Source organism: Allobosea sp. 05T439 (genome assembly GCF_056396005.1).
The window spans coordinates 185,614-201,881 of record NZ_JBFTKP010000006.1 but is presented as its reverse complement, the minus strand read 5'-3'; the positions used below and the strand labels follow the sequence as shown (position 1 = coordinate 201,881).

Genomic DNA, 16,268 nt, shown 5'->3' with positions numbered 1-16,268 from the left:
GAAGCTGGGGCTATCCTCAGGGAGAGCCGTGCCGCGGGCACGCCCGACCGAGCAGGTGTCGCCCTTGGCCATCATCGCCGCGCTGAACCACGTCACCCATTACCGCTACGATCGCCCTGTCGTGCTCGGCCCGCAGATCATCCGGCTGAGGCCCGCTCCGCATTGCCGCGCAGCGGTCAACAGCTACGCGCTCAAGGTCTCGCCAGCGCAGCACTTCGTGAACTGGCAGCAGGATCCGAGCGGCAACTGGCTCGCCCGCTATGTCTTTCCCGAACCGGTGAGCGAATTCCGCATCGAAGTCGATCTCGTCACCGAGCTTTCGATCATCAATCCCTTCGACTTCTTCGTCGAGACCAACGCGGAGGTCTTCCCCTTCGTCTATCCCGAGGAACTCCAGGCGGAACTTGCTCCCTATCTCGTCACCGAACCGGCCGGGCCGCTGCTGATCGACCTCCTCGCCAGGGTTCCGCGCGAGCCGGTCAACACCGTGAACTTCGTCGTTGATCTCAATGCCCGCCTGCAAGGCATGATCGCCTATGGCATCCGCATGGAGCCCGGTGTGCAGGAGCCCGAGCACACGCTCCAGATCAAGTCGGGTTCGTGCCGCGATACGAGCTGGCTTCTCGTCCAGATCCTGCGCCAGCTCGGGCTCGCCGCCCGCTTCGTCTCCGGTTACCTGATCCAGATGAAGGCGGATATCGATCCGCTCGAGGGGCCGCGCGGGACCGACAAGGATTTTACCGATCTCCACGCCTGGGCCGAGGTCTATATTCCCGGCGCGGGCTGGATCGGGCTCGATCCGACATCGGGGCTGCTGACCGGCGAAGGCCATCTGCCCCTCGCGGCGACACCGCATTTTCGCTCGGCCGCGCCGGTGAGCGGCGTTGCCAGCTATGCCGAGACGACCTTCGACTTCGCGATGAGCGTCGAGCGCGTGCATGAAGTGCCGCGCATCACCCTGCCCTTTTCCGACCAGTCGTGGCACCGCCTCGATGCGTTGGGAGAGAGGGTCGATGGCGATCTCGCAGCGCAGGATGTGCGCCTGACGATGGGCGGCGAGCCGACCTTCGTCGCGACCGATGATCAGGAGGGCGCGGAGTGGAACACCGCCGCGGTCGGCCCGACCAAGCGCCGGCGCGCAGACGAACTGATCCGCCGGCTGCGCAGCCGCTTCGCGCCGGGCGGCATGCTGCATTACGGCCAGGGCAAATGGTATCCGGGCGAAAGCCTGCCGCGCTGGGCCTTCGCGCTCTATTGGCGCGAGGACGGCGAGCCGATCTGGCGCAATGCCGCATTGATCGCGCGCGAGCCCGGCGCCGTAACCGGCGGCGACCGTGAACTGGAAGCGGCAACCTCGACCCGCGATGCCGAGACGCTCGCATCGGGCCTTGCGGAGAAACTGGGCGTCGGTGCCGACCATGTCCTGCCCGCCTATGAGGATACCGGCCACTGGCTGCTCAAGGAGGCGCAGCTTCCAGACAATGTCGACCCGCTCGACCCGCGCCTCGCCGATCCGGAGGAACGCGCCCGCATGGCCCGTGTCTTCCAGCTCGGCCTCGGCAATCCGCGCGGCTATGTCATCCCGGTGCAGCGCTGGCAGAGCCAGGCAGGCGACCGGCGCTGGCGCTCCGAGAAATGGACGCTGAGACGCGGCAAGCTCTTCCTGGTCCCGGGCGATTCACCGGTCGGCTATCGTCTGCCGCTCGGCTCGCTGCCAGCCGTGCCGGAGGAGGAATACCCGCATATCCACCCGCAGGATCCGATGGAGGCGCGCGGCCCCCTGCCCTCGCCCGGCAGCGCGCCTGCGGCGCGCGCGGCGGAGCCCGCGCCCACGGTGCACCGGCATGCCCAATTCTCGATCCCGGGCGAGGCCCCCGCAGGCGCCGCGGCCCAGGATCGCGTCGAGCAGGAGATCGGGCGCGAGCATGTGCGCACCGCGCTGAGTCTCGAAGTCAGGGACAATGTGCTCTGCGTGTTCCTGCCCCCCGTCGAGCGCCTGGAGGACTATCTCGACCTGATCGCCAGCGTCGAGGCCGTGGCCGAGCAGACCGGGATCGCCGTCCATATCGAGGGTTATGCTCCGCCCTCCGACCCGCGCCTCAATGTCATCAAGGTGACGCCCGACCCCGGCGTGATCGAGGTCAATATTCATCCTGCAAAGAGCTGGCGCGATGCGGTCGAGATCACGCGTGGCGTCTATGAGGAGGCGCGTCAGGCCAGGCTCTGCGCCGAGAAATTCATGGTGGACGGCCGCCATACCGGAACGGGCGGTGGCAACCATGTCGTGCTCGGCGGTGTCACGCCGTCCGACAGCCCCTTCCTGCGCCGCCCCCATCTGCTGAAGAGCATCATCCTCTACTGGCAGCGACACCCCTCCCTCTCCTTCCTGTTCTCCGGCCTGTTCATCGGGCCGACCAGCCAGGCGCCACGCATCGACGAAGCCCGGCACGACCAGCTCTACGAGCTCGAAATCGCCCTTGCGGCGGTGCCGAAGCCGGGTGAGAAGCCGATTCCGCTCTGGCTCGTCGACCGGCTGTTCCGCAACCTGCTGGTCGATGTTTCCGGAAACACCCACCGCACCGAGATCTGCATCGACAAGCTCTATTCGCCGGACGGGCCGACAGGCCGGCTGGGCCTGATCGAGTTCCGCTCCTTCGAGATGCCGCCGGATGCGCGCATGTCACTGGCGCAACAGCTTCTGGTGCGCGCGCTGATCGCCTGGTTCTGGCGCGAGCCGCAGCAGGGCAAGCTGGTGCGCTGGGGCACGAGCCTGCATGACCGCTTCATGCTGCCGGAGATGATCTGGCAGGATTTCCGCGAGGTGCTCGCCGATCTCGCACATGCCGGCTATCCGTTCGACCCGGTCTGGTTCGAAGCACAGCAGGAGTTCCGCTTCCCGTTCTACGGCAAGGTCAACCATGGCGGTGTCGAGCTCGAGCTGCGCCAGGCCCTCGAACCCTGGCACGTCATGGGCGAGCAGGGAGCGATCGGCGGCACCGTGCGCTATGTCGATTCCTCGGTGGAGCGGCTGCAGGTCAAGGCAAGCGGGCTCGTTCCCGGTCGCCACGTCATCACCTGCAACGGACGGCGCCTGCCGATGACCCCGGTCGCGGGCTCCAGCGAGGCGATCGCAGGCCTGCGCTTCAAGGCCTGGCAGCCGGCCTCAGGGCTGCACCCGACAATTCCCGTGCATGCGCCGCTGACCTTCGACATCGTCGATAGCTGGGTCGGCCGGTCGCTCGGCGGCTGCGTCTACCATGTCGCCCATCCCGGTGGGCGCAATTATGAGACACCGCCGGTGAATTCCTACGAGGCCGAGGCACGCCGCCTCGCCCGTTTCGAATCCATCGGTCATAGTCCCGGCGCGCTGGTGATTCCGGTGGAAGAGCGCAGCCCGGAATTTCCGATGACCCTCGATCTGCGCCGTCCAGCAGGACTCTAACCAAGGCCATGGCTTTGCAGGGCCGATCGCCGTCGACACGTCTCCGAGCGGAGCGGCGCAATGCGCTGCTGGCCGATTATCGCCCCTTGCCCGGAGCCTATGACGAGTTCATGGCGCCCGATGGCAGTGTACGTCCGCATTGGGAACCGTTTCTCGCCGAGTGGAGCGGGCTCTCCCAGGATGAACTCGGCCATCGCTTCGGGCTCGCGGATCGCCATGTCCGCGACACCGGCGTGTCCTATCGCGTGCATGGCGATCTCGATGCGAGCGACCCGCTGGCCGGGGAGCGCTCCTGGCCGCTGAACCATGTCCCGCTCATCATCCCCGGCGCGGAATGGCAGACCATCGCTGCCGGCGTGGCGCAGCGTGCGACGCTGCTCTCCTCCCTGCTTGGCGACATCTATGGACCCGGCGAGATGATCGCCAAGGGCCTGCTGCCCGCGGCGGTCGTAACCGGCAGCCCGGACTATCTGCGCCCGCTGCAGGGCACGGCCAATGGCGGCACGCTCCAGCTCTATGCCGCCGATCTCGGACGCGGGCCGGATGGCCGCTGGTGGGTGCTCGGCGACCGTACGCAGGCCCCGTCCGGAGCGGGCTATGCGCTGGAGAACCGGCTGGCCCTGGGCCGCGCCTTTCCGGACCTGTTCCGGACCATGAATGTCGAGCGATTGGCCTCGTTCTTCCAGGGTTTCCGGGCCGGTCTCGCGGCAAGCTCGCGCCGGGTCGAGCCGCGGATCTGCCTGCTGACACCGGGCGCGCTCAACGAAAGCTATTTCGAGCACGCCTATCTCGCACGCTATCTCGGCTTCCTGCTGGTCGAAGGCGGCGACCTCCTGATGCGCGACGGACGCGTCCATGTCCGCACCATCGCGGGCTTGAAGCGTGCCGACGTGATCTGGCGGCGGATCGACGGCGATTTCTCCGACCCGCTCGAGCTCAACTCAGCCTCCGCGCTCGGCGTCGCCGGTCTCGTCCAGGCGGTGCGGCAAGGCAATGTCCAGATCGCCAATGGGCTCGGCTCGGGCGTCGTCGAAGCGCGAGCCCTCATGGGCTTCCTCCCGGCCCTCGCCGAACATATCCTCGGCGACGAACTGATCCTGCCGCATATCGCGACCTGGTGGTGCGGGCAGCAGCGCGCGCGATCCGAGGTGATCGACCGGCTCGATGAGATGAGCATCTCGTCGGCCTTCCGCGCCTCGATCGATGGCCTCAATGGCAACACGATCCTGCCCGGCGAGTTTTCGCCTGAAGCGCGCTCGGCGTTGCAGGCGCGGATCGAGGCACGCGGGCTCGACTATGTCGGGCAGGAGATCGTGCGCCTCTCGACCATGCCGGTCTTCCAGGGCGGCCGGCTGCAGCCGCACCCGATGACGCTGCGCGTCTTCGCGGCTGCGACGCCCGACGGCTGGAAGGTGATGCCGGGTGGCTTCTGCCGCATCTCCGAGGATGTCGACGCACGCGCCGTCACGCTTGGCAATGGCGTGCGCTCCAGCGATGTCTGGATCACGTCCGACACGCCCGTCGAGCAGGTGACGCTGCTGCCAAGCGCCGACCGCATCAGCATCCGCCGCATCATCGGCACCATGCCGAGCCGCGCGGCCGACAACCTGTTCTGGCTCGGACGCTATCTCGAGCGGACCGAGGCGACCTTGCGGCTGGTGCGCGCATTGCTCGGCCGACTGATCGACGCCGACGATGCCACGCCCGAGCGGGCGGAGACGCTGCGCCGCCTCGCCAACCTGCTGATCGCCTGGGGCGCCGCCCCGACGGGCAAGGAGCATTCCACCGCCTCCCAGGCCTCTGACGCGCTGCACAGCCTTGACCAATATGGCTCCGCCCTTTCCTCCGTCCGCGAAGCGCGGCGTACGGCGTCGGTCATTCGCGAACGCCTGTCGATCGACGCCTGGCGCCTCTTCGGCGACCTGCAGCGGCAGCTGACGCTCAACGGCGACAAGCCCAGCGAGGGCGATGCCTATGAAACGGCGGACACCGCCCTGAAGACGCTCGCCGCCTTCTCGGGCCTGAGCCAGGAGAACATGGTGCGGGGTGCGGGCTGGCGCTTCCTCGATATCGGGCGGCGGCTGGAGCGTGGCATCGCGACCTGCCGCTTTGCCCGCCATTTTGCCGACTCGTCCGCGCCGGGCGATTGCCTCGACGCTCTTCTCGACCTGACCGATTCGCAGATCACGTACCGCTCCCGCTATCTGCTCGGCCCCGCGCTCGCGCCCGTGCTCGATCTCGTGATGCTCGATCCTTATAATCCGCGCTCGGTCGCCTTCCAGATCGATCGCCTCGATGTCGAGATCGCCGCGCTGCCGACGCTGAGCGAAGACGGCATGCTGGAAGCGCCGCGCCGGCTCGCGCTCAAGCTCGCTGCCGAATGCCGCACCGCCGAGGCAAGCCGCCTCGACCGCACCAGCATCCTGCTGTTCGAGCAGTTGCTGATGGGGTTGGCCGGCTCCGTGGCGGACCGCTACTTCCTGCAGAACAGCGAACCCGAAGGCTCGCGGATGACAGGCATCGCGTGATCTACGACGTCCGTCATGTCACGACCTATGCCTATAGTCGGCCTGTGCCCTTTGCACGCTGCATCCTGCGGCTGCTGCCGCGTGACGGCGTTGGCCAGAGCGTGCGCAAGAGCAGCCTGAGCGTGACGCCGCGCACCAGCGAGCGCAATGACGGGATCTGCTTCTTCGGCAACCACATGACGACCTTGACCATCACCAAGCCGCATCGCGAGCTGAAGCTCGACATGCGGGCGCGGGTCGAGGTKAACCGGCCGGCGGCGCCCTTTCCCGGGTTGACGCGCGGCTGGGAAGAGGTCGGTGCACTGGCGCTGGCGTCCAACAGCCTCGCGCCGAATTCCCCGGCGCATCAGCTTTTTCCCAGTCGGCTGGTGCCGCCGGTCGCCGAGGTGGTCGACTATGCGCGCTCCAGCTTTGCGCCGCAGCGCCCCGTGCTGGAAGCAGCGAGCGAGTTGATGCGCCGCATCCGCACGGATTTCGTCTATGATCCCGAGGCAACCGAAGTCTCGACCCCGCTGGCGGAAGCCTTCCGCCAGCGCCACGGCGTCTGCCAGGATTTCGCGCATATCATGATCGCCGGCCTGCGGGGGCTCGGCCTGCCGACAGCCTATGTCAGCGGCTATATCCGCACTATTCCGCCGCCAGGCGAGAAGCGCCTCGAAGGGGCCGATGCCAGCCATGCCTGGGTGCATCTCTGGTGCGGTCCGGAGACGGGCTGGATCGGCCTCGACCCGACGAACGACCTCGTCGTCGCCGACGATCATATCGTCACCGCGATCGGCCGCGACTATGCCGACGTCTCTCCGCTCGATGGCGTGATCGTCGGCCCCGGCACGCAAAAGGTCGGCGTCGCCGTCGATGTCATTCCGGTACAAGACGCCTGACCATGCTGCCGCTGCGTGGACTGCTCTTCGACAAGGACGGCACTCTGCTCGACTATGGTGCGAGCTGGCCGCCGATCAACCGCGAGGCCGGACTGCTGGCGGCCGACGGCGACGCGATGCTGGCCGCCGACCTGCTGCGGCGCGCTGGCGCCGATCCGGAGACCGGCCGGGCGGTGGCCGACAGCCTGCTTGCGGCCGGGAATACCGAGGAGCTGGCGCAAGCCTGGCATGAAGCGGGAAGCCCGCTCGGCATTGCCCCTCTGGTCGAGCGTCTTGATGCTCTCTTTCAGGCTGCGGTCGTGCGGATGGTTCCGGTCTGCGAGCTATCCGCGCTGTTCGAGCGCCTGCGCGCCCGCGACCTCGCGCTCGGGATCGCTTCCAGCGACAGCGCCGCAGCGGTCTCGGCCACAGCCACGCATTTCGGCATCGCGCCGCATCTCTCCTTCGTCGCGGGCTACGATTCCGGCCACGGCGCCAAACCGGGCCCCGGTATGGTGCAGGCCTTTTGCGCCGCCTGCGGGCTTGCGCCTGGCGAAGTTGCCGTGATCGGCGACAACGCCCATGACATGGAAATGGGCCGAGCGGCCGCTGCCGGCCTGCGTATCGGCGTGCTGACGGGAACTGGAACGCGCACGACGCTGGAGCCGATCAGCGATCTATGCCTCGGCAGCATCGCGGAACTGGAGATCGCGCTTTTCCCGTGATCGTTGCTATGGCAACTTAATTGCGGCTCGCCGGCTGAGTGCGAGGGTTGCAGGGAACGCTCGTGCGCACGCAGGTCGCCATCATCGGCTCGGGCCCGGCCGGGCTTCTGCTCGGCCAGTTGCTGCACAAAGCCGGCATCGACACCATCATCATCGAGCGCAAGAGCCGCGACTATGTGCTTTCACGCATTCGTGCCGGCGTGCTCGAGCAAGGCATGGTGCGGTTGCTCGAGGAGGTCGGCGCCGCGGGCCGGCTGCATGCCGAGGGCCTCAGGCATAATGGCTTCGACCTGCTCTTCGGTGGGGCGCGCCACCATGTCGACCTCGCCCGACTGACCGGCGGCCAGCACGTCACCATCTATGGCCAGACCGAAGCCACGCGCGACCTGATGGACCTGCGCGAGGCGTCCGGTGCCGCGACCGTCTTCGAGGCTGAGAACGTCGCCCTGCATGATTTCGACCGCGACAAGCCCTCCGTCACCTTCGTCAGGGATAGTCAGGCGCATCGCCTCGATTGCGAGTTCATTGCCGGTTGCGACGGATATCACGGCATTTCGCGGGCCAGCATTCCTGAGGCTGCGCTCCAGAGCTTCGAGCGGGTCTATCCCTTCGGCTGGCTCGGCATCCTCGCCGAGGTAGCACCCGTCTCGCATGAGCTGATCTATGCCGGTGATGAGCGCGGCTTCGCGCTCTGCTCGATGCGCTCGCCCCACCGCAGTCGCTACTACGTGCAGTGCTCGCTCGACGACGATGTCGGGAACTGGTCGGATCAGCGCTTCTGGGACGAATTGCGCCGGCGCCTTGATCCGGCAACCGCCGAGGCGCTCGTCACCGGCCCGTCGTTCGAGAAATCGATCGCGCCGCTGCGCTCCTTCGTCGCCGAGCCGATGCGGTTCGGGCGCCTCTTCCTGGCCGGCGATGCCGCCCATATCGTGCCGCCGACCGGCGCCAAGGGGCTCAATCTCGCGGCCAGCGACGTGCATTACCTGTCGCAGGCGCTGATCGAGCGTTTCACGGAGCGCTCATCGGCCGGGATCGACGACTATTCGGCCAGGGCCCTGGCGCGTGTCTGGAAAGCCGAACGATTCTCCTGGTGGATGACCTCGCTGCTGCACCATTTCCCGGAGAACGGCGCCTTCGCACGGCGGATGCAGCGGGCGGAGCTCGATTATCTCGTCTCGTCGGACCACGCCATGGCGGCACTGGCCGAGAACTATGTCGGCCTGCCCTATTGAAGCTCAGGCGGCTGCTTCGACCGGCGGCACATTCCGCAGATTGGCTTCGCCCCAGGCCTTGAGCGCCAGGATGATCGGCTCAAGGCTCCGACCACGCGCGGAGAGGCTGTATTCCACCCGAGGCGGCACTTCGGGATAGACGACGCGAATGATCAGGCCATCGGCCTCCAGCTCGCGCAGCTGATTGGTGAGCATGCGCTGGGTCACCTGCGGCATGCGCTTGCGGATCGCGTTGAAGCGCATCGTCCCGTCCATCAGGAAATAGAGGATGATGCCCTTCCACTTGCCGTCGATCAGGGCGAGCGTACTCTCGACCGGACAGCCCGGCAGGCAGTTCAGGGTCTTGTGGCGCGCCCGGCGCATGACGGTATCCTTTTCGATACTATATGCGAAAATTGTGCGTTCTTGCGATGAACGAGTGTATCTCTCATCTCAGAGCTCCCGCAATCAAGGAGCCCGCCATGCGCGCCATCGGCTATCGTAAATCCCTCGCCATTTCATCGGCCGAGGCCTTGCTCGATCTCGATCTGCCCGAACCTGTGGCAACCGGACGAGACCTTCTCGTTGCGGTGAAAGCCGTCTCGGTGAACCCGGTCGACACCAAGGTGCGTATGCGCAGTGAGCCGAAGCCTGGCGATACCAAGGTCCTCGGCTGGGACGCTGCCGGCATCGTCAAGGCGGTGGGGCCCGAGGTGACGGGCTTCAAACCGGGCGATGCGGTGTTCTATGCCGGGGCGATCGATCGCCCCGGCAGCAATGCCGAGTTCCATCTCGTCGATGAGCGCATCGTCGGGCCCAAGCCCACCACACTCGGCTTCGCCGAGGCCGCTGCGCTGCCGCTGACCGCGATCACCGCCTGGGAGACCCTGTTCGACCGGCTCAAGGTCAAGGATCCGGTGCCCGGCGCGGCCAAGGCGATCCTGATCATCGGCGGAGCCGGCGGTGTCGGCTCGATTGCGATCCAGCTCGCGCGTCAGCTGACCGATCTGACGGTGATCGCCACCGCCTCGCGCGCGGAGACGCAGGCCTGGGCGCTGGAACTCGGGGCCCATCACGTCGTCGACCATACACAACCGCTCGCCGCGCAGGTCACGGCACTGGGGATCGGCGCGCCGGGGCTGGTCTTCTCGACGACCCATACCGACACGCATATGCCGGCGATCCTCGAACTGATCGCACCGCAGGGGCGGATCGCACTGATCGACGATCCAAAGGCACTCGATGCCATGCCGCTCAAGAGCAAGAGCCTGTCGCTGCACTGGGAGATGATGTTCGCGCGCTCACTGTACCAGACGGCGGACATGCAGGCACAGGGCGATCTGCTGGCGGAAGTCTCGCGGCTTGTCGATGCCGGCAAGGTCCGGACCACGCTGAGCGAGAGTTTCGGGACGATCAACGCCGCCAATCTGAAGCGGGCGCATACCCTGATCGAGAGCCATCGCGCCAAGGGCAAGATCGTGCTGGAAGGTTTCTGAAACGAAGAAGGGCCGCGCCTTGCCGGCGCGGCCCTTCTGTCGGACATCAAGGGCGATCAGGCGAGCGTGTAGGCCGTCTTCACCGTGGTGTAGAATTCCCGGGCATAGGCGCCCTGCTCGCGCGGGCCGTAGCTCGAGCCCTTACGTCCGCCGAACGGCACGTGATAGTCGACGCCGGCGGTCGGCAGGTTGACCATCACCATGCCGGCCTCACTGTTGCGCTTGAAATGCGTCGCGTGCTTCAGCGAGGTCGTGCAGATGCCGGCGGCAAGGCCGAACTCGGTGTCATTGGCGATTGCCAGCGCCTCATCATAGTTCTTGGCGCGGATCACGCTCGCAACCGGACCAAAAACCTCTTCACGGGAGATGCGCATGGCATTGCTCGCCTCGGTGAACAGAGCCGGCTGCATGTAGAAGCCGGGGCTCTCGCGCTTAAGCACTTCGCCGCCCCAGGCGAGCTTGGCACCCTCGTCCTTGGCGATGGCGACGTATTTCAGGTCCTGGTCGAGCTGGCTCTGATCGACGACCGGGCCGATATGGGTGCCGGCCTTCAGGGCATCGTCGACGACGAGGCCCTTCATGCGCTCGATCGCAGCCTCGACGAAGCGATCATGGATGCCTTCGGTGACGATCAAGCGCGAGGAAGCCRTGCAACGCTGGCCGGTCGAGAAGAAGGCGCCGTTGACCGCGGTCTCGACCGCGAGCGTGAGATCGGCATCGTCCAGCACCACGAGCGGGTTCTTGCCGCCCATCTCGAGCTGAACCTTCTTCATCGGGTTGGAGGCGATGCAGGCCGCCGCAACCTTGCGGCCGGTCGAGACCGAGCCGGTGAAGCTGATCGCATGCACATCCTTGTGCTCGAGCAGCTCCTGCCCGACCACCGAACCGCGCCCCATGACGAGGTTCAGCACGCCCTTGGGCAGGCCGGCGCGCTGGATGATGTCGACCAGCGCCCAGGCCGAGCCCGGAACGAGATCGGCCGGCTTGATCACGACGCAGTTTCCATAGGCGAGCGCAGGGGCGATCTTCCAGCCCGGGATTGCGATCGGGAAGTTCCAGGGCGTGATCATGCCGATGATGCCGACCGGCTCGCGCGTGACCTCGACGCCGACGCCCGGGCGAATGGAAGGGATCGCCTCACCGGCAAGGCGCAGGCATTCGCCGGCGAAGAAAGCGAAGATCTGGCCGGCACGGGTCGCCTCGCCAATGCCTTCCGGCAGCGTCTTGCCCTCTTCCCGCGAAAGCAGGCGGCCAAGCTCCTCCTTGCGAGCGAGGATCTCGTCGGACGCCTTCTTCAGGATCTCGTAGCGCTCCTGCGGGGTCGTGCGGCTCCAGGCCGGAAACGCAGCCTTGGCAGCCGCGACGGCGTTGTTCAGGTCCTCGACCGAACCCTGGGCATATTCGCCGACAACGTCATTGGTGTTGGAGGGGTTGATGTTGCGCGAGGCGTTCGAGCCGCCCACCCGTTCACCGGCGATCAGGTTCTTGAAAATCTCAGTCATCGCAGCCTCTCGACCAGTCGGAAGAATTCTCGGAGCCGGTGTTAACGCCTTTGTCAGGCGAACGCCATTCGTCCCGGTCATGGCTCACCGGCGCGTCAATCCGCATACAGTATGCAGAGAGTTTCTGTCGAGACGATCGACGCGCCGAGGCCGGTGCGAGGGGGCCGGGGCGAGAGGGCCGGGCAGCCCGATCGCGGCGGGGGAGGGCTCACTTCTCCTTGATCGACAGCCCGTTCTTTCCGACCGAGATCTGGACACCATCCGGCTGCTTCTTCTCCTCGTAGAGGGCATAGCCGGTCACGGCGAGGCCAGCGACCAGAATGGCGACGAGCAGCAGAAGCGTATTGCGGGAGGTGAACATCAGCGATCCTGTGGTCCAGACACAGCGACGGGGCGGCAGCCGGTCAACGTTTCGCGAGCGCCTGCGGTTCCACCTCATCATTCCGTGATCGGCATTGCCTTGCGGCTGAAAGGCGTGAAGAGTTCCCGGAGCCCCGGCACTGAGGAACGGACGCCTCAAAGGCGCGTTCCCCCAATGACGAGGACGGCGGCGTGCATGGAAGGAGAGGCGACAATGGTCGAGACACCGCTCCAGCAACGAATTTGGACCGCCCTCACCGATCACACGATCTGCATGGTGTCGACCATCGTCCGCGGTCGGATCAGGACCCGGCCCATGTCGGGGCATGTCGATCGTGAAGAACACCGCATCCTGTTCGTCACGCACAGCCATACCGGGCCGGTCGAAGAGCTCGATGCCTCGCAAACCGCCTCGATCGCCCTGAGCGACGAGAACCACAATTTCTATGCGACGATCGAATGCCGAGCCGAACGGCTTGATGACAACCACCTGCTCAGGAGAATCTGGAGCCCGTTGGTTGGAGCCTGGTTCCCGAACGGCCCCGACGATCCGGATGTGACCTTGCTGGCCCTGACGCCGGTCTCGGCCGAGATCTGGGACGGTCCATCGAGTGCCGTCGTGATCGCCTTCAAGCTTGCCACGGCCAAGATCCTCGGGCGGGCGCCGGATCTCGGCGTCAACACCACGATCGATATGCGCTGAACCGGCGGATCAGCCGGCGGAAGGGGTGCGAGCACTGGCGGGCTCCGCCCTTGCCATGCCCTGTCCGGCAAGGGCGAGCGAAAGACTCGACCACGCGATGCCGAGGCACCAGCCGGCCAGCACGTCGCTTGGCCAATGGACGCCCAGATAGATCCGGCTCACGCCAATCAGCAGCATCAGGACCCAGGCCAGCCCGATGCTGAGCCGTGTGATATCCCGATGCCGGGACGCCAGTCCGATCAAACCGGCGATGCCGAGCAGAACAACCGCCGATAGAAAGGCATGACCGCTCGGAAAGCTCGCAGTGAAGACGATTGCACTCGGCTCGACGACATCGGGGCGCGCCCGGCCGATCCCGATCTTCAGAAGCGTGCTGACCAGCGTTGCCAGCACGACATTGACGACGAGTGCGACGGCAAGGCGTCGATAGCCGGCAAGCCAGAGAGCGAGCGTCGCGGCGAGKGTCATGAAACCAAGCCCGACGAAACTGCCGAGCCCGCTGATGTCCCGCATCATCTCGGGCAACCATTGCGGCCCGATCGGCGTGGCCGGATCCCCAGCTTGCCGGAACAGCAGGATGAGGCCGGTATCGAAGGCGAAGGTGCGGCCGGACATGATGAACAGCGCCAGGCTGAGAAAGGCGAAGGCGGCCGCCAGAGGGACAAGAATGCGGGGATGAAGCGGCATCGAAATCCTGAATGATGGCAATCGACCGGAGGAACGTGTCTCTAGCCGTGCGCCCGACCCGGGGGCACCCGGCAAGCGATGATGCGCACCGCCTTTGGCAGGAGGCGATAGCGGAGCTCGCCGGCCTTGCGCTCGACCTCGCCGTCAAAGGTGATGTGACCGCGCTTCTTGTCGCGACGCGTCAGCGTGACTTCGTCACCGGTATAGGAGGTCAGGTTCTGGGACGAGCGCCAGTGCCCGGATGCGACCGACAGCGCTGCCTTGGTGCGAGAGAGAAGGCCGCCCGCATTGAGGATATGAACCTCGAAGACGCCGCCATCGAGCTTGCTGCGACGCCATTCGGGCCCATCGAAACTATTGATGGTGACAAGAACGGCATCGGCCTCGACCTGGCGGCGCTCCTGGCCGATCCGGATGTCCACGGTGATCGCCCGGGTGAACAGGATGGAGCGCGTCGCAGCGACCGCAAAGGCGACCGCGCGGCTGAAGGGGAAGCGCCTGCGCGCATATTCACGCTCGCGCGCCATCAGGCTGAAGAAGCCCATTCCCGAGATCGAGTGGAACAGCCGGTCGTTGACGCGGCCGATGTCCATCGTCACCGGCACGCCCGTGCAGAGCGCCTCGATCTGGCCCTCCAGCGTCCCGATGAGGCCGAGATCCCGCCCAAGGATATTCACCGTCCCGAGCGGGAGAACCCCTACTGGCCGTCCGGCCTGCAGCAGGACCGGCAGCACGCCGTTGATCGTGCCGTCGCCACCGGCAATGACGGGGGTTGCCGCAGCATCGGCGATCGCCGTCGAAAGCGCATGATGCAACTCGCGCGGCGGCACGAGCCGGACCTCCGCCTTGCAATCATGAGCATGGAACGCGGCCTCGATCCTGGCCGCGAAGGCCTCGGGCCCTGCGGCCAGCACGGTTCCCGCCCGCGCATTGACGATCACGATATGGCGCATGACGCCCTGATATCATCCCATCCATGCCGGAGCCCAGGCCAAGGCATTTCACAATGCAGCGGCCCGCTCCGCGCGCCACTCAACACGGTCTTTCGTCACAATCATGGCAGTTGCCGCGTCTTCGACCTCTTCGGTCGTGACTTCGAAATGCTGAAGCGAATGGGCTCCGAAGGAATTGAGCATCGCGACGTCGGTCGCGTCACGCCCCCGGGCGATCACGATCCGGCCGATGCGGCGGGCATTGTGACGCGCATCGAAGGTGTACCAGCGACCACTGAGAAAGACCTCGAACCAGGCGTTGAAATCCATTGGGGCCGGGTCCTTCGGCACGCCGATATCGCCGAGATAGCCGTTGCAATAGCGGGCCGGGATATTGAGGCAGCGGCAGAGGGTCACGGCAAGGTGGGCGAAGTCGCGGCAGACGCCGATCCGTTCCTCGAAGGCCTCCGCCGCAGTGCGCGTGTTGCGCGCATAGGCATAGCCGAAGGTCAGGTGATTATGGACGAAATCGACGACGGCCTGGACACGCTGCCAGCCCGGAGGGATCTGGCCGAAGAGCTGCCAGGCGCGATCCCCGAGCTTGTCGGTTTCGCAGTACCGGCTGCCGAGCAGATAGATCAGCACCTCGTCGGGCAGCTCGGACGGTTGCGCTTGCCGCGCCGCCGGATTGAAAGGATCGGGCTCGCCGGAATCATGGAGAAGTCCCGCTGAACTCAGCCGGATCCCGCCCGCTGGGGCGACAAGCCGGCGGCAGATATTGCCGAACGGGTCGCGATAGCGCTCGACTGGAACATGGCGACGTGGATCGACCAGGGAGACCGCGGTCATATCGTCTTGGCGGATGACATCGTGCTGACGGGAAGGATGCACATCGAGCATCGTCAACAGCGGCAATTCCTGCTGAGAGACGAGTTCGATGCGATAGCCGTAACGGATCTGCATGAGGGGCTCCTGGCAGGAACTGGGCCGTCTCAACAGGCCGGCGGGCAGTCCCACACGTGCCGGCGATGACGGAAAGGCGCTGTCAGGATGACGCGCGATCAGCGAATTGGTTCCCGAAAAAGGGAAGGAGTCGGGCCTCCAAACGGAAGATGCGGGCCTTTCGGCCCGCATCCCGCCGTCACGACGGTTCGGCTGGGGGGATAGCAACCGCCGCGACCTGCAGCCGGCGGTGCCTACATCATCCAGTAGGGCATCGTGCCGTAGTAATCATGCACGCGCTTGCCGTAATTTCTGTCGTCCCAGTCGGGCTCGCCTTCGCTGTCATACATCGGCGCCGCCTCGAGCTTCTCCTTGGTAAGAGGCACGACATAGCCACCGCGATTGGTGTCGTAGTCGAGCACACTCCAGGGGATGGGATGGTATTTTTCACCCAAGCCGAGAAAGCCGCCGAAGGACATGATGGCGTAGGCGACCTTGCCGGTCTGCTTGTCGAGCATCACGTCATAGATCTCGCCGAGATGATCGCCCGACGCATTGTAGACGCTGGTTCCGGCGACACGTGCACCGGCAATGAGCGGGTTCCCCGTGGTGGCAGTTGCGGTCATTGGAGCCTCCATTGAACGGCTACGCGGTGGCTCGCACCGCAGTCTGCCGGATCAACGCCGGGGAATCCGGAAGGTTCCGGGCAAAAGCCGAACCACTCCACTCCCTGTGGAAGACAACCCTGGGTATCTCCGCTCCACATGGCGAAGCCATAAATGGAACATTAATCCTTTGTCATGGTTGCTATGTCGCGCGATGTTGGTTGCGTCGCCCGTTACGGATCGTGTCTCGATCCTTTCGGGTGCGTTTCCAT

Annotated in this window: 14 protein-coding genes; 7 read left to right on the top strand and 7 right to left on the bottom strand. The window is 65.8% G+C overall.

Annotated features, from left to right (window positions below; all coding sequences use genetic code 11):
- The first annotated feature begins 64 nt into the window (after positions 1-64).
- The 5 genes from AC1DIO_RS09390 to pobA all read left to right on the top strand — a co-directional run bounded on the left by AC1DIO_RS09390 (position 65) and on the right by pobA (position 8,790).
- Positions 65-3,442, top strand: coding sequence for a transglutaminase family protein (locus AC1DIO_RS09390; protein WP_476770165.1), 3,378 nt, complete (start codon positions 65-67; stop codon positions 3,440-3,442).
- An 8-nt stretch (positions 3,443-3,450) separates the two neighbouring features.
- On the top strand, positions 3,451-5,970 hold the full coding sequence (locus AC1DIO_RS09385; RefSeq protein WP_441506095.1) for a circularly permuted type 2 ATP-grasp protein: 2,520 nt from the start codon (positions 3,451-3,453) through the stop codon (positions 5,968-5,970).
- The gene (locus AC1DIO_RS09380) at positions 5,967-6,851 is read left to right on the top strand and encodes a transglutaminase family protein (protein WP_441506094.1); all 885 of its coding nucleotides are present in this window, start codon (positions 5,967-5,969) and stop codon (positions 6,849-6,851) included. The genes AC1DIO_RS09385 and AC1DIO_RS09380 overlap by 4 nt, the downstream gene beginning before the upstream one ends.
- Before the next feature lie 2 nt (positions 6,852-6,853).
- The gene (locus AC1DIO_RS09375) at positions 6,854-7,555 is read left to right on the top strand and encodes an HAD family hydrolase (RefSeq protein WP_441493520.1); all 702 of its coding nucleotides are present in this window, start codon (positions 6,854-6,856) and stop codon (positions 7,553-7,555) included.
- A gap of 62 nt (positions 7,556-7,617) precedes the next feature.
- Complete coding sequence (gene pobA / locus AC1DIO_RS09370; RefSeq protein ID WP_441493519.1) at positions 7,618-8,790, top strand: 4-hydroxybenzoate 3-monooxygenase; 1,173 nt, start codon at positions 7,618-7,620, stop codon at positions 8,788-8,790.
- Between the two features lie 3 nt (positions 8,791-8,793).
- Here the strand turns inward: pobA and AC1DIO_RS09365 are convergent, their stop codons facing one another.
- Entirely contained in the window at positions 8,794-9,153 is a 360-nt protein-coding gene (locus AC1DIO_RS09365) for a winged helix-turn-helix transcriptional regulator (protein ID WP_441493518.1), read from the bottom strand.
- Positions 9,154-9,251: 98 nt separating this feature from the next.
- Between AC1DIO_RS09365 and AC1DIO_RS09360 the strand changes: the two genes are divergently transcribed.
- A complete protein-coding gene (locus AC1DIO_RS09360) occupies positions 9,252-10,265 on the top strand; it encodes a zinc-binding alcohol dehydrogenase family protein (protein WP_441493517.1) in 1,014 nt (337 codons plus the stop codon).
- Between the two features lie 56 nt (positions 10,266-10,321).
- Here the strand turns inward: AC1DIO_RS09360 and AC1DIO_RS09355 are convergent, their stop codons facing one another.
- The gene (locus AC1DIO_RS09355) at positions 10,322-11,767 is read right to left on the bottom strand and encodes an aldehyde dehydrogenase family protein (RefSeq protein WP_476853353.1); all 1,446 of its coding nucleotides are present in this window, start codon (positions 11,765-11,767) and stop codon (positions 10,322-10,324) included.
- 208 nt (positions 11,768-11,975) lie between these two features.
- Entirely contained in the window at positions 11,976-12,128 is a 153-nt protein-coding gene (locus tag AC1DIO_RS09350; RefSeq protein WP_441490044.1) for a hypothetical protein, read from the bottom strand.
- A gap of 213 nt (positions 12,129-12,341) precedes the next feature.
- Between AC1DIO_RS09350 and AC1DIO_RS09345 the strand changes: the two genes are divergently transcribed.
- A complete protein-coding gene (locus AC1DIO_RS09345; RefSeq protein ID WP_441490045.1) occupies positions 12,342-12,830 on the top strand; it encodes a pyridoxamine 5'-phosphate oxidase family protein in 489 nt (162 codons plus the stop codon).
- Positions 12,831-12,839: 9 nt separating this feature from the next.
- On the opposite strand, the gene AC1DIO_RS09340 is transcribed toward AC1DIO_RS09345, so the two are convergent.
- From AC1DIO_RS09340 to AC1DIO_RS09325, 4 genes are all read right to left on the bottom strand, one after another.
- A complete protein-coding gene (locus tag AC1DIO_RS09340; protein WP_441506092.1) occupies positions 12,840-13,517 on the bottom strand; it encodes a phosphatase PAP2 family protein in 678 nt (225 codons plus the stop codon).
- Between the two features lie 41 nt (positions 13,518-13,558).
- On the bottom strand, positions 13,559-14,470 hold the full coding sequence (locus tag AC1DIO_RS09335) for a diacylglycerol/lipid kinase family protein (RefSeq protein WP_441506091.1): 912 nt from the start codon (positions 14,468-14,470) through the stop codon (positions 13,559-13,561).
- A 48-nt stretch (positions 14,471-14,518) separates the two neighbouring features.
- On the bottom strand, positions 14,519-15,412 hold the full coding sequence (locus AC1DIO_RS09330; protein ID WP_441490048.1) for a transglutaminase-like domain-containing protein: 894 nt from the start codon (positions 15,410-15,412) through the stop codon (positions 14,519-14,521).
- A gap of 233 nt (positions 15,413-15,645) precedes the next feature.
- Complete coding sequence (locus AC1DIO_RS09325) at positions 15,646-16,017, bottom strand: PRC-barrel domain-containing protein (protein ID WP_441479701.1); 372 nt, start codon at positions 16,015-16,017, stop codon at positions 15,646-15,648.
- Between the last annotated feature and the right edge of the window lie 251 nt (positions 16,018-16,268).

Coding starts and splice junctions, on each gene's coding strand:
- AC1DIO_RS09365 (WP_441493518.1), bottom strand. CDS start 9,153: ATGCGCCGGGCGCGCCACAAGACCCTGAACTGCCTGCCGGGCTGTCCG.
- AC1DIO_RS09325 (WP_441479701.1), bottom strand. CDS start 16,017: ATGACCGCAACTGCCACCACGGGGAACCCGCTCATTGCCGGTGCACGT.
- AC1DIO_RS09345 (WP_441490045.1), top strand. CDS start 12,342: ATGGTCGAGACACCGCTCCAGCAACGAATTTGGACCGCCCTCACCGAT.
- AC1DIO_RS09350 (WP_441490044.1), bottom strand. CDS start 12,128: ATGTTCACCTCCCGCAATACGCTTCTGCTGCTCGTCGCCATTCTGGTC.
- AC1DIO_RS09385 (WP_441506095.1), top strand. CDS start 3,451: ATGGCTTTGCAGGGCCGATCGCCGTCGACACGTCTCCGAGCGGAGCGG.
- AC1DIO_RS09335 (WP_441506091.1), bottom strand. CDS start 14,470: ATGCGCCATATCGTGATCGTCAATGCGCGGGCGGGAACCGTGCTGGCC.
- AC1DIO_RS09375 (WP_441493520.1), top strand. CDS start 6,854: ATGCTGCCGCTGCGTGGACTGCTCTTCGACAAGGACGGCACTCTGCTC.
- AC1DIO_RS09330 (WP_441490048.1), bottom strand. CDS start 15,412: ATGCAGATCCGTTACGGCTATCGCATCGAACTCGTCTCTCAGCAGGAA.
- AC1DIO_RS09360 (WP_441493517.1), top strand. CDS start 9,252: ATGCGCGCCATCGGCTATCGTAAATCCCTCGCCATTTCATCGGCCGAG.